This is a genomic window from uncultured Acidovorax sp. (assembly GCF_964021665.1).
Taxonomy (GTDB): domain Bacteria; phylum Pseudomonadota; class Gammaproteobacteria; order Burkholderiales; family Burkholderiaceae_C; genus Acidovorax; species Acidovorax temperans.
Map to the genome: position 1 here is coordinate 1 of NZ_CAXIAK010000092.1, position 12773 is coordinate 12773.

At 63.0% G+C, this 12773-nt stretch carries 11 protein-coding genes; 10 read left to right on the forward strand and 1 reads right to left on the reverse strand.

From position 1 onward, the window contains the following. The 8 genes from AADJ04_RS15295 to fghA all read left to right on the forward strand — a co-directional run. Positions 1-1092: FAD-binding protein (locus tag AADJ04_RS15295; RefSeq protein WP_341240130.1), on the forward strand; the 1092-nt coding region annotated here is incomplete at its 5' end. Between the two features lie 25 nt (positions 1093-1117). Next, positions 1118-1822 carry a succinate dehydrogenase iron-sulfur subunit gene (locus AADJ04_RS15300; protein ID WP_044397589.1) on the forward strand — a complete coding sequence of 235 codons (705 nt, stop codon included), beginning with the start codon at positions 1118-1120 and terminating at the stop codon, positions 1820-1822. Between the two features lie 18 nt (positions 1823-1840). After that, the gene (locus AADJ04_RS15305) at positions 1841-2161 is read left to right on the forward strand and encodes a succinate dehydrogenase assembly factor 2 (RefSeq protein WP_066786571.1); all 321 of its coding nucleotides are present in this window, start codon (positions 1841-1843) and stop codon (positions 2159-2161) included. A 56-nt stretch (positions 2162-2217) separates the two neighbouring features. Further along, complete coding sequence (locus AADJ04_RS15310; RefSeq protein WP_066695491.1) at positions 2218-3528, forward strand: citrate synthase; 1311 nt, start codon at positions 2218-2220, stop codon at positions 3526-3528. 475 nt (positions 3529-4003) lie between these two features. Continuing rightward, entirely contained in the window at positions 4004-4342 is a 339-nt protein-coding gene (locus AADJ04_RS15315; protein WP_341240131.1) for an ankyrin repeat domain-containing protein, read from the forward strand. A gap of 260 nt (positions 4343-4602) precedes the next feature. Further along, a complete protein-coding gene (locus AADJ04_RS15320; protein WP_044397595.1) occupies positions 4603-4869 on the forward strand; it encodes a metal/formaldehyde-sensitive transcriptional repressor in 267 nt (88 codons plus the stop codon). Between the two features lie 34 nt (positions 4870-4903). Next, on the forward strand, positions 4904-6019 hold the full coding sequence (locus AADJ04_RS15325; RefSeq protein ID WP_341240132.1) for an S-(hydroxymethyl)glutathione dehydrogenase/class III alcohol dehydrogenase: 1116 nt from the start codon (positions 4904-4906) through the stop codon (positions 6017-6019). Positions 6020-6134: 115 nt separating this feature from the next. After that, positions 6135-6998 (forward strand): S-formylglutathione hydrolase, encoded by an 864-nt coding sequence (gene fghA / locus AADJ04_RS15330; RefSeq protein WP_341240133.1) that lies wholly within the window; start codon positions 6135-6137, stop codon positions 6996-6998. A gap of 84 nt (positions 6999-7082) precedes the next feature. Here fghA and AADJ04_RS15335 read toward each other — a convergent pair whose 3' ends face one another. After that, positions 7083-9011: a PhoX family phosphatase gene (locus AADJ04_RS15335; protein WP_341240134.1), complete on the reverse strand. Its 1929-nt coding sequence runs from the start codon at positions 9009-9011 to the stop codon at positions 7083-7085. A gap of 330 nt (positions 9012-9341) precedes the next feature. Here AADJ04_RS15335 and AADJ04_RS15340 point away from each other — a divergent pair, with 330 nt between their 5' ends. Next, complete coding sequence (locus AADJ04_RS15340; protein ID WP_341240135.1) at positions 9342-12320, forward strand: EAL domain-containing protein; 2979 nt, start codon at positions 9342-9344, stop codon at positions 12318-12320. 56 nt (positions 12321-12376) lie between these two features. After that, positions 12377-12616, forward strand: coding sequence for a hypothetical protein (locus AADJ04_RS15345; protein WP_341240136.1), 240 nt, complete (start codon positions 12377-12379; stop codon positions 12614-12616). Positions 12617-12773 lie beyond the last annotated feature (157 nt).

The following is a 12773-nucleotide window of genomic DNA, read 5'->3' on the forward strand; positions in this document are numbered from 1 at the left end:
GACATGGAGTTCTGGCAGTTCCACCCCACCGGCGTTGCTGGTGCCGGCGTGCTGCTGACCGAAGGCTGCCGCGGTGAAGGCGCCATCTTGCTCAACAGCAATGGTGAACGCTTCATGGAGCGCTATGCGCCTACCCTGAAGGACTTGGCTCCCCGCGACTTCGTATCGCGCTGCATGGACCAGGAAATCAAGGAAGGCCGTGGCTGCGGTCCGAACAAGGACTACATCCTGCTCAAGCTGGATCACCTGGGTGCGGAAACCATCCACAAGCGCCTGCCTTCGGTGTACGAAATCGGCGTGAACTTCGCCAACGTGGACATCACCAAGGAACCCATCCCCGTGGTTCCCACCATCCACTACCAAATGGGTGGCGTGCCCACCAACATCCACGGCCAGGTCGTGGAGCAAAAGAACGGCGTGAACAACTCCGTGGTGAACGGCTTGTACGCTGTGGGTGAATGTGCCTGCGTGAGCGTGCACGGCGCCAACCGCCTGGGCACCAACTCCCTGCTGGACCTGCTGGTGTTCGGCAAGGCCGCTGGCCGCCACATCGTTGAGTTCAACAACAAGAACAAAGAGCACAAGCCACTGCCTGCCGATGCGGCAGACCGCACGCTGGAACGCCTGAACCAGCTCGAAAGCTCCAAGAGCGGCACCTACGCCCAAACCCTCGCCGGCGACATCCGCGCCACGATGCAACAGCACGCTGGCGTGTTCCGCACCCAGGCCAGCATGGACGAAGGCGTCAAGAAGATTGCCGAGCTGCGCGATCGCGTGGCAAGCGTCACTCTGCAAGACAAGTCCAAGGTGTTCAACACCGCCCGCATCGAGGCATTGGAAGTGGACAACCTGATCGAAGTGGCGCAGGCCACGATGGTCTCTGCCGCTGCCCGCAAGGAATGCCGTGGCGCCCACACCGTGTACGACTACGAGCATCCTGCCGACCACCCAGAGTTCCCACTGGGCCGTAACGATCAGGAGTGGATGAAGCACACCCTGTGGTACAGCGAAGGCAACCGCCTGGATTACAAGCCGGTCAACCTCAAGCCCCTGACAGTGGAAAGCATTCCACCCAAGGTCCGGACGTTCTAAACAGTAGCCCCACGAGAGCAGAATCATGAAGCGCACATTCCAAATCTATCGCTACGATCCGGACAAGGACGCCAAGCCCTACATGCAGACCATCGAGATCGAACTCGACGGCCACGAACGCATGCTGCTGGACGCCTTGATCAAGCTGAAGCAACAAGACCCTACGCTGTCGTTCCGCCGCTCCTGCCGCGAAGGCGTCTGCGGTTCTGACGCCATGAACATCAATGGCAAGAACGGCTTGGCCTGTCTGACGAACATGAACACCCTCAAGGGCACGATTGTTCTGAAGCCCCTGCCCGGCCTGCCAGTGATCCGCGACCTGATCGTCGACATGACGCAGTTCTTCAAGCAGTACAACTCGATCAAGCCCTACCTGATTAACGACAATCTGGTGGCACCTGATCGTGAGCGCCTGCAGAGCCCCGAAGAGCGTGAAGAACTGAACGGTCTGTACGAGTGCATCTTGTGCGCAAGCTGCTCGACCAGCTGCCCCAGCTTCTGGTGGAACCCCGACAAGTTCGTGGGCCCCGCTGGTCTGCTGCAGGCCTACCGCTTCATCGCCGACAGCCGCGACGAAGCCACAGCCCAGCGCCTGGACAACCTGGAAGATCCGTACCGCCTGTTCCGTTGCCACACCATCATGAACTGCGTGGACGTTTGCCCCAAGGGCCTGAACCCCACCAAGGCCATCGGCAAGATCAAGGAATTGATGGTGCGCCGCGCCATCTGATCCTTTCAGGGCCTCACCATGAGCGATATCGCCACCACAGCGCCTGCAGCCGCCGACGAGTTGCTGACAGAGCGCGAACTGAGCAAGCTGCACTGGCGCTGCCGGCGCGGCTTGCTGGAGAACGACCTGTTCATTCAGCAGTTCTTCAAACGTTTCGAACCTGAGCTGAAGCAACGCCATGCTCAGGGGTTGGCGGCGCTCATGGCCCTGGCAGACAACGACCTGCTGGACCTGTTGCTCTGCCGCCGCGAACCAGACGAGACACTGGCCAGCGCAGAAGTGAACGAAGTGCTCAGCATGCTGCGCTTGAGTGGCGGCACCCCTGCCCTGCGGGCCTGACAAACGCAGGGCGCCCCTAGACCGGATTGACATCGGCAAACCTAAGGAAAGTAACAATGAAGCTAGCTGACAACAAAGCCACCCTGTCGTTCTCCAACGGCAGCCCCAGCGTGGACCTGCCGGTCTATCAGGGCAGCATCGGCCCGGACGTCATCGACATCCGCAAGCTGTATGCACAAACGGGCATGTTCACCTATGACCCCGGCTTCCTGTCCACAGCCGCAACCCAGTCCGCCATCACTTACATCGATGGCGACAAGGGCGAGCTGCTGTACCGCGGCTACCCCATTGAGCAGCTGGCTGTGAACTGCGACTTCCTGGAAACCTGCCACCTGCTGCTGTACGGAAACCTGCCCAATGAAGCCCAGAAGAAGGACTTCACCAGCCGCGTGACCAACCACACCATGGTCAACGAGCAAATGCAGTTCTTCCTGCGTGGCTTCCGCCGTGACGCACACCCCATGGCTGTGCTGACCGGTCTGGTGGGTGGTCTGTCGGCCTTCTACCACGACAGCACCGACATCAACAACCCAGAGCACCGCGAAATCGCCGCGATCCGCCTGATCGCCAAGATGCCTACGCTGGTGTCCATGGCATACAAGTACAGCGTGGGCCAGCCTTACATCTACCCACGCAACGACCTGAGCTACGCTGGCAACTTCATGCGCATGATGTTTGCCACGCCTTGCGAAGAGTACAAGGTCAACCCGGTGCTCGAACGCGCTCTGGACCGCATCTTCATCCTGCACGCTGACCACGAGCAAAACGCATCCACATCGACCGTGCGCCTGTGCGGCTCGTCGGGCACCAACCCCTTCGCGGCCATCGCTGCAGGCGTGGCCTGCCTGTGGGGCCCTGCCCACGGTGGCGCCAACGAAGCCTGCCTTAACATGCTGGAAGACATCCAGCGCAACGGCGGCGTGGCCAAGGTTGGCGAGTTCATGGAGAAGGTCAAGGACAAGAACTCCGGCGTGAAGCTGATGGGTTTTGGCCACCGCGTGTACAAGAACTACGACCCCCGCGCCAAGCTGATGCAGGAAACCTGCAACGAAGTGCTGCAGGAACTGGGCCTGGAAAACGACCCCCTGTTCAAGCTGGCCAAGCAGCTCGAGAAGATTGCGCTGGAAGACGACTACTTCGTGTCGCGCAAGCTGTACCCCAACGTGGACTTCTACTCGGGCATCGTGCAACGCGCCATCGGCATCCCCGTGTCGCTGTTCACTGCCATCTTCGCGCTGGCTCGCACCGTGGGCTGGATTGCCCAACTGAACGAAATGATTGGCGACCCCGAGTACAAGATCGGCCGCCCACGCCAGCTGTTTACCGGTGCTGAGCGCCGCGACGTGCTGCCTATCAGCAAGCGCTGATCGGTGAAGTGCCTGGCGCGCGTGGCGCCCAGGCCTGAACCCCACAAAGCCCGCAGGTGCCCCCTGCGGGCTTTTTTACGCCTGCTGCCGCTTCTTTTGAGCCTGCGATGGGGTTCAGACCAGGGAAATGACCCCAGGGTGATTGGCAGGAACCTTGCGGCCCAAGAGCACCGCGCATCCCTCGGAACCGCCAGCCGTTGAGCGAAGTAACACCCGCAGTGATGGCGAGTCTTTGCAACGCAGCAGTCCAAGCCACACGGCCGACACTGCCCACAGCGCAGTGTTGAGCGCCGAGGATTCCAAGGGATTTCCATCACCGCGCCAGCTGCCAGCGCACCGCAGAATGCAGCCATTGCGGCAGAAGCCAGACATGGATCGCTGGACACGCTGACCGCCCCCGGCCCCATGGGACCAGCGCGCCAGCATGACGCTTATGTCCCTGCCCACAGCTAAACCCTACATAGAGGAAGTTCCTATGTCCGCAGGTGACTGGAAGCGCTTTTACCAGGCGGTCTGTGATGGCGACATGCGCCTGGTGCGGCACTACATCGAAGCGGGCATTGATGTGAACTACGCCCACCCAGAGTTCTTCTCCACCCCGCTGGTGGCAGCCATACGCAACCAGCGTGAAGAAGTGGCGCTCTTCATCTTGCAGCGCGGCGCAGATCCGCTGCGGGTGTCTGAAGTGGATGGCGCCTCCCCCATGGATCTGCTGGCCACCAGCAACCTTCCGCGCCTTCAAGATCAACTGGACCGCATGGGGATTGCCGCCCGGCCTGCCCGGAATTTCTGGAAACGCTGGCTGGGCTGGTAGCGGCAGCGCAGGCCCGCACCGGCCGCTAGGTGGATCAACCCGAGGGGCCAGGACGCCAACCCAACTCACCCCCGATACCTTGAAGAGTCAGCGTGCTCCGCCAAAACGCATAACCTCTTTTTCACAGGCACGCACGTACTCCCCCCTAGTAACCACACTTTGTGCCATGCCAGCGCTTATATTTAAAGCGCTGGTAATTTATACTGCCACCCAGTACACCTCTTGATCCACGATTGAGAGGCGCCAGAACGGAATACCCCATGCCCCACACCGCAGAAGACAAGCAACGCGCCATCACCCGCCTGCGCCGCATCAAAGGCCAGGCGGAGGCGCTGGAGCGCGCGGTGGAGGCTGGTTCAGACTGCGCCCCCATCCTGCAGCAGCTGGCCGCCATGCGGGGAGCCGTGCACGGGCTGATGGCCGACCTGCTGGACAGCCATGTGCGCGAAACGCTGGCAGAAAAACCCGCACCGTCGCAGCAGGCCGTGGATGAAACACTGGCGCTGCTGCGGTCATACCTCAAATAAACCACCACCCCCGACTGACTGAAAGGACCACCCCATGAAATCCCGCGCCGCCGTTGCCTTCAAAGCCGGAGAACCCCTGCAAATCGTCGAGATCGATGTCGCCCCGCCCAAAAAGGGCGAAGTGCTCATCAAGATCACCGACACCGGTGTGTGCCACACCGACGCCTTCACCCTGAGCGGTGAAGACCCCGAGGGCCTGTTCCCCGTGGTGCTGGGCCACGAAGGCGCCGGCATCGTGGTGGAAGTGGGCGAAGGCGTGACCAGCGTGAAGCCCGGCGACCATGTGATTCCGCTGTACACCGCCGAATGCGGCGAGTGCCTGTTCTGCAAGTCCGGCAAGACCAACCTGTGCGTCAGCGTGCGCGCCACGCAGGGCAAGGGCGTGATGCCTGACGGCACCACGCGCTTCAGCTACAACGGCCAGCCCATCTACCACTACATGGGCTGCAGCACATTCAGCGAATACACCGTGGTGGCCGAGGTATCGCTCGCCAAGGTCAACCCCAACGCCAACCCCGAGCAGGTGTGCCTGCTGGGCTGCGGCGTGACCACGGGCCTGGGCGCCGTGAAGAACACCGCCAAGGTGCAGGAAGGCGACACCGTGGCCGTGTTCGGCCTGGGCGGCATCGGTCTGGCCGTCATCCAGGGCGCCAAGCTCGCCAAGGCCGGCCGCATCATCGCCATCGACACCAACCCCTCCAAGTTCGACCTGGCCAAGGTGTTTGGTGCCACCGACTGCGTCAACCCCAAGGACTTCGATAAGCCCATCCAGCAAGTGATTGTGGAGATGACAGGCTGGGGCGTGGACCACAGCTTTGAGTGCATTGGCAACGTGAACGTGATGCGCGCCGCGCTGGAATGCGCGCACCGTGGCTGGGGCCAGAGCGTGATCATTGGTGTGGCGGGCGCGGGGCAGGAGATCAGCACCCGCCCCTTCCAGCTCGTTACCGGCCGCAAGTGGCTGGGCTCGGCCTTTGGCGGCGTGAAGGGGCGCAGCGAGCTGCCCGGCATGGTGGAAGACGCCATGGCCGGCAAGATCCAGCTCGAACCGTTCGTGACCCACACGATGGGCCTGGAGGAGATCAACACTGCGTTCGATCTGATGCACGAAGGCAAGTCCATCCGCTCGGTGGTGAAGTACGCAGCCTGACCCAGGCACTACAAAAACAAGAGCGCCTTGCGCTGGCTGGATAAGCATTCAAGGCATAAAGCCCTTGAAACCCTTATCCGGCAAGCGCCACCAGCTATTCTTTTGTGAGCACCCCATGTCCACCCATCTGGAACTGTTGAGCAGCCATGCCTGCTTTGGCGGCGAGCAACGCTTCTACCGCCATGATTCGGGCGCCATTGGCCTGCCGATGAAATTTGCGGTGTATCTGCCGCCCCAGGCCAGCCACGGCCCCGTCCCGGCCCTGCTGTATCTGGCCGGGCTGACCTGCACCGAAGAGACTTTCGCCATCAAGGCCAGCGCCCAGCGCCGTGCGGCAGAGCTGGGCCTGGCGCTGATCACGCCTGACACCAGCCCGCGCGGCGCCAACCTGCCCGGCGAAGCCGAGAGCTGGGACTTTGGCGTGGGCGCAGGCTTTTACCTGGACGCCACCCAGGCCCCCTGGGCCACGCACTGGCGCATGGAAAGCTACCTGATGGACGAGCTGCTGCCGCTGTGCACGGCACAGTTGCCTATCGACGCGCAGCGCGTGGGCATTTTTGGTCACTCGATGGGCGGGCACGGCGCGCTCACCCTGGCGTTGCGCCACCCTGGGCGGTTCAAAACCCTCTCGGCCTTCGCACCCATCTGCGCGCCCACCCAATGCCCCTGGGGCGAGAAGGCGTTCACCGGCTACCTAGGTGCAGACCGCACCAGTTGGGGCGAGCACGATGCCACGGTGCTGATGGAGAACCAGCCACTGGCGCCCTACCCTGGCGGGATCCTCATCGACCAGGGCCTGGCCGACAAGTTTCTGGAAGGGCAATTGCACCCCCATCTGTTCGAGGCTGCGTGCACGCAGATTGGCCAGCCCCTCACGCTGCGCCGCCACGCGGGGTACGACCACGGCTACTACTTCATCCAGACGTTCATCGACGACCACCTGCAGCACCATGCCAAGGGCCTGGGCGTAGCGGCCTGAACGGGCTGTTTCGTACCGCCTTCCAATGGCAAAAAGGGCTGTCCCGCAAGGGGCAGCCCTTTTTTACTCAGCGCCCAGCGCGGGTCAGGTGCCCACCACGCCGCCGTCTGCCTTGCGGATGACCACGGTGGCCGAGCGGGGGCGGCCGTTGGCCTTCTTCTCGGGCCAGTTGGACACGGCACGGGGGTTCTTCGGGTCGGTCAGCTCATTGGCAGGCTCGCCGGGGTGCTGGATGTTGACGAACATGGTCTTGCCGTCGGGCGTGGTGGTCACGCCCGTGACCTCGCAGCCTGCCGGGCCAACCAGGAAGCGACGCACTTCGCCCGTGTTCACATCGGCAGCCAGCATCATGTTGTTGCCAAAGTTCTTCAGGTCGCCCTTGCCCATGGCCGATGTGGACATGTCGCACTGGATCCACAGCACACCACGGCCGTCCACCCACAGACCATCAGGGCACGAGAACATGTCGCCCTTGATGTTGCCCTTGGCCTCGGCGCGAGGCAGCGAGGGGTCGCCCGCCATGACGAAGTGGTTCCAGGCAAAAGTCTGGCCGCTGAAGTCGCCATCTTCCTTCCAGCGAATGATGTGGCCCTGCGTGTTGTTCACGCGGGGATTGGCGGCATCCACGCCTGGCTGGTTGGCTGCGCCACGGTTGCTGTTGTTGGTCAGCGTGGTGTAGACCCAGCCTTGCTTGTCCACGGCAATCCACTCGGGGCGATCCATCTTGGTGGCGCCCAGCAGGTCGCTGGCTTGGCGGGCCTTGATCAACACTTCGCCCTGATCCGCAAAGCCGTTGGCAGCTGTGAGCGGGCCTTCGCCATGCGTCAGCGCAATCCAGCGGCCCTTGCCGTCGGCGTTGAACTGGGCCACGTACAGCGTGCCATGGTCCAGCAGCGTGGCGTTGGCCGCGGCACCACCGGGCTTGATGGCATCACGGCTCACAAACTTGTAGATGTATTCAAAGCGCGCGTCCTCGCCCATGTAGACCACGGCCCGGTTGTCACGCGTGACGGCCACGGTGGCGCCTTCGTGAGCGCCCCGGCCCATGGCCGTGCGCTTGACGGGGGTGGAACTGGGGTTGTTGGGGTCGATCTCGACGATCCAGCCGAAGCGGTTGGGCTCGTTGGGGTTCTTGGTGGCGTCGAACCGCGCGTCAAACTCATGCCAGCGGTAGCCAGAGCCACCCTTCTTCAGGCCCCAGCGCTTTTCGTGGGCGCTGAGCGTGTCGCCACCGCTGAAGTAGTTGATGAAGTTTTCTTCAGACGTGAGGTACGTGCCCCAGGGTGTGATGCCGCTGGCGCAGTTGTTGAGGGTGCCGAGCACCGAGCGCCCTTGCGGGTCGGCCGCGGTTTTCATCAGCGCGTGGCCTGCGGCGGGGCCGCTGACCAGGGTGGGCGTGTTGGCTGTGATGCGGCGTGCCCAGGGCGAGGGTGTCACCACTTCCCACTTGCCGTTCTTTTCCTGCACTTCGCAGATCGACACGCCGTGGGCAGCCTGCGACTTGCGCACCTTCTCCAGGCTCCAGTTGGCGGCGCCATCGGGGAACAGCAGGCCGTGGTCCACATACTCGTGGTTCATGGCCAGCAAGCCCACCTTGGAGCCTTCTTGCGCAAAGTAGTGGATGCCGTCGTGGTGCATGCCAAACTGGGTTGCCTGCTGGGCGGCGCTGTTACTGGCGTCGTCCTTGAACGCGGCGTTTTCGCCAGACATGCCCACCGGGTCACCCCAGGGTGCGATCACCTGCACGGTGTAGCCCTCGGGCACCGTCACCGTGTCGGCCGTGGAAAGAGCCACGCTCTTGAAGCCCAGCAGGGGGCCCGCACCAGAGCCAGGGGTGGCACAACCCACCAGCGCAGCCGCACCGGCCACCGTGCTCAGCGGCGCCAGAAAATTGCCGGCCAACGCGCCCAAACCGCCACGCAACAAGGTGCGGCGCGAAGGGGCTGACACCTCATGGATGCTGGGGTTGGAAGAACGGTTGCTGTCTTCCATCAGGGAGAAATCTTTTGCCATCGTGCTTACTTGGTTGTGACTGCGCTGCCGGGGGTCGGCAGCACGCGCCGCCTTTGTAGGCGCGGCGTATGACCAAGGCATGACAGGCCCGCAGAAGATCATCTCCCGCGCGGCACTCGGTCAGCGACTTGCACACGCTGATCTGCCGTAGAGCGCGCGGACAAGGTCGATGCTTCTTGATATCAAAAATTGATACATTTATCAAATAACCATTTATTTGATAGATATGCTTGAAATTTAGCAAATCCGTCACATAATGTAACCATGCGCACCGCTGGTGCACGGGTTCCAGCGACAGCCACCAGCAGACGCAGGCACCGGAAAGATTGCATGACGACGACCTCTTCTTTGTCGACAGAAACTTCCCCCACGCCAGGCGGCGCCACCGCCGAGGTGTGCGCGTCTGTCGATGAACTCAAACAACGGATCTTCGACGCGACGCCCATGGGGCTTTGCCTGCTGATCCGTGCCCAGCCCGTGCTCATCAACGCGCGATTTGCCGAACTGCTCGGGGCTGCCCCTGAAGACGCCTTGCGCCCTGCCACCTGGCTGCAGCAACAGTGGCCAGAGCTGTGGCCGCAACTGCTCGGCATAGGCCGCGGCCAACGGCATGTGAGCTGTGCAACTGCCTCGGGCCGCATCTTCAATGGGCGTGCCTATGCGCGGGTGCTGCCCGCACTGGCCGAAGGGGCCGAACTGATCACCGTGGTGGACGAACCCCAGCGCGCGCAAATTGCTTTTTCTTCGCACTGGCGTGCCCGCATGCTGGAGCAGACGGAGACCATGGGCCGCAGCGGCTCGGCAGAAATCGACCTGGACCAAGGCAAGGCCTTGCTGTCCAAGGGCCTGTATACGCTGCTGGGGCTGCCCTTTCACCCCAAAGCCGTGCCCAGCTGGCGCCTGCTGCAGCGGCTGCCCGCGAAAGAGCGCGGCTATGCGGCCTCGATATGGCAAGGCGCACTGCCCGACGAGCCGTTCGAGTTCCAGCACCGGCTGGTCTGTAGCGATGGCAAGCGGCTTGAAGTGCTGCAGCGGGGCATGGTCGAAACCGACGGCTCTGGCCGCCGCCATGGCTACGTCATCATCCAGGACATCACCGCCCAGCGTGAAGCCGAGCAGCGCATCCAGGAGCTGGCCAACCACGACGAAGTCACGGGCCTGGCCAACCGCACGCAACTGCTCGACCGCATTGATGCAGCCGTGCACGCCGCCAAGTGGGACCCGCAACCGTTTTTGCTGCTCTCCATCCAGGTCGATCAGGTGGACCAGCTCAAGCAGGCCATGGGCTATGGGGCGGGTGATGCCATGGCCATGGCCGTGGCATCACGCCTTTACACGCTGGCCGAGCCCAGCGACATCGTGGCGCGCCTGGACGGCGGTGAATTTGCAATTTTGCTGAGCCCCGAAAGCAGCGCGCTCGACCCCCAGGGCTACCGCCACGCCCGCGCGGTGGTGGAGGCCATGGCCAGACCCGAGCGCCTGGGCGCGGCCGAAATTGTTCCTGGCGGGCGCGTGGGTGTGGCGCGCTTTCCGGCCGATGCACAAACCGCCAGCGAGCTGCTGGAAGCCGCCCAAACGGCACGCATGGGCATTCCGGCCACGGGCGAGCAGGTCGCCATCTTCACCCCCGAAACCCGGGCTGCAGCGTTGCGCAAACTGGCCGTCGAATCGGGCCTGCGACATGCCGCAGAACGCGGTGAGCTGAGCCTTTCCTACCAACTGCAGGCCGACCTGACCACCGGCGAGATTGCCGGCGCGCAGGTCATCATGAACTGGACGAGCCAGACACTAGGCAGTGTTCCAGGCCATGAGTTTTTGCCGATTGCCATGCAAACCGGCCTGATCGTCATGCTGGGCGACTGGAAACGTGAAGCCGTTTGCCAGCAATTGCGAGCCTGGGAGCAGGTGGGCGTGCGTGTACCGCGCCTGTGTCTGCGCATCTCGCAACTGGAATTGCAGCAGCCCGACATGGTGGACAAGCTGCGCCAAAGCCTTCTGGCCAACGGCCTTCAAGCGCAAGCGCTCGGCATTGAGATCAGCGAACAGGCCTTGTTCAACGCATCACCTGAACTGGTGAAGACCTTGAACCAGCTGCGCGGGCTGGGGCTGGAGATTTCGCTGGGCGATTTCGGCGCGGGCGCCACCAACCTGGGCCTGCTGCGCACCCTGCCGGTGGATGTGATCAAGGTGCACCGCTCATGCGTGCCCGATGTGACAGCAGCCACCGGCGATGTCTCGCTCACCCGGGCCATCATCAACATGGCGCACAGCCTGCAGATGAAGGTCATGGCAGACGGTGTGGAAACCACGGGCCAGCTCACGCTGCTGATTGCCAATGGCTGCGACCGCATGCAGGGCCCGGTGCTGTCGCCGCCTGTGGACGCCAATGCACTCGTGCAGCAGCTGGCCAGCAAGATCACGTTGCCCGCCCACCTGCTCACTCGCCGACGTGAACGCACCCTGCTACTGGTGGACGATGAGCCCAACATCGTCTCGGCGCTGCGGCGCCTGTTCCGCCGCGAGGGCTACCGCATCGTCACCGCCAGCAGCGGAGCCGAGGGGCTGCAGCGCATGGCCGAATACGAAGTGGACGTGGTGCTGTCAGACCAGCGCATGCCCGGCATGACCGGCGTTGAATTTTTACGCCGCGCCAAAGAGCTGTACCCCGACACCGTGCGCATGGTGCTCTCTGGCTACACCGAACTACAGTCGATCACCGACGCCGTCAACGAAGGCGCCATCTACCGCTTTCTGACCAAGCCGTGGGATGACGAACGGCTGCTCGTGCATGTGCGCGAGGCCTTTGCCCACAAGGAGCTGGGCGACGAAAACAAGCGCCTGGCCACCGAAGTCGTCACGGCCAGCGAGGCCCTGGCCGCCGCCAATGAGCGGCTGGAGATGGTGCTGAACAACCAGCAGCAGCAAATCGACCAGGAGGCCGCCCGTGCCAACGCCGTGCGCGACATGCTCGACCTGGTGCCCGTGCCGTTGCTGGGGGTGGACCCTGACGGAGTCATCGTGCTGGCCAACCAGGAGGCCCAGCACGTTCTGGGCCACCGCACTGCCGTGCTGGGCGAACCTGCAGAGGCCGTACTGCAGCAGCCCCTGCCGCCCATGGCGACGGAACTACTTTCGACCCCAGCCCAAAACGCCCCAACCACTTACCAGCCGCCCCTGCACTGGCTGGGCCCCCACTGGAGCGGCAAGGTGCGCGTGCTGAACACCACGCCGCCGCGCGGCCTGATGGTGGTGTTGACGGACCACCATAGCCCAGCACAGCCACAGCCCGACAACGAAACGCCCTGTTAAGACGCGAAAGACGCGAGCGCGAACACGGCACCGATCAAAAACACCAGCCCTTGTCCATGGCACCCCATTCCGCCCCCTCACTGCCCGACACACCCAGTGCCACACCCGTTGCTGCACCCATCAGCACCACGCTTGAAGCCGCATCACCAGCACCTGGTACGCAAATACAACCGACTGAGGCCGTGGATCCGGCTGCACAAGGGCTGCGCCACCTGTTCCGACGCCTGGATGCCGAAGGCCAGACCCATGTGCTGAAGAAAGCGCTTTTCGAATACCGCGGAATTGAGCTGCCATGAAAATCCCGCCACCCCGTCTCTTGAAGCTTGATCGCGAAGCCCTCGCACGCGACGTGCGCGCCCTACCCTCTCTGCCCACTGTGGTGCAGGAGCTGATGATGCTGGTGCAGAAAAATGAGGTGCAGCTGGACACCATCTCCAACACGCTGAGCCTGGA

Coding starts and splice junctions, on each gene's coding strand:
- AADJ04_RS15305 (WP_066786571.1), top strand. CDS start 1,841: ATGAGCGATATCGCCACCACAGCGCCTGCAGCCGCCGACGAGTTGCTG.
- AADJ04_RS15345 (WP_341240136.1), top strand. CDS start 12,377: ATGGCACCCCATTCCGCCCCCTCACTGCCCGACACACCCAGTGCCACA.
- AADJ04_RS15325 (WP_341240132.1), top strand. CDS start 4,904: ATGAAATCCCGCGCCGCCGTTGCCTTCAAAGCCGGAGAACCCCTGCAA.
- AADJ04_RS15320 (WP_044397595.1), top strand. CDS start 4,603: ATGCCCCACACCGCAGAAGACAAGCAACGCGCCATCACCCGCCTGCGC.
- fghA (WP_341240133.1), top strand. CDS start 6,135: ATGTCCACCCATCTGGAACTGTTGAGCAGCCATGCCTGCTTTGGCGGC.
- AADJ04_RS15335 (WP_341240134.1), bottom strand. CDS start 9,011: ATGGCAAAAGATTTCTCCCTGATGGAAGACAGCAACCGTTCTTCCAAC.
- AADJ04_RS15315 (WP_341240131.1), top strand. CDS start 4,004: ATGTCCGCAGGTGACTGGAAGCGCTTTTACCAGGCGGTCTGTGATGGC.
- AADJ04_RS15310 (WP_066695491.1), top strand. CDS start 2,218: ATGAAGCTAGCTGACAACAAAGCCACCCTGTCGTTCTCCAACGGCAGC.
- AADJ04_RS15340 (WP_341240135.1), top strand. CDS start 9,342: ATGACGACGACCTCTTCTTTGTCGACAGAAACTTCCCCCACGCCAGGC.
- AADJ04_RS15300 (WP_044397589.1), top strand. CDS start 1,118: ATGAAGCGCACATTCCAAATCTATCGCTACGATCCGGACAAGGACGCC.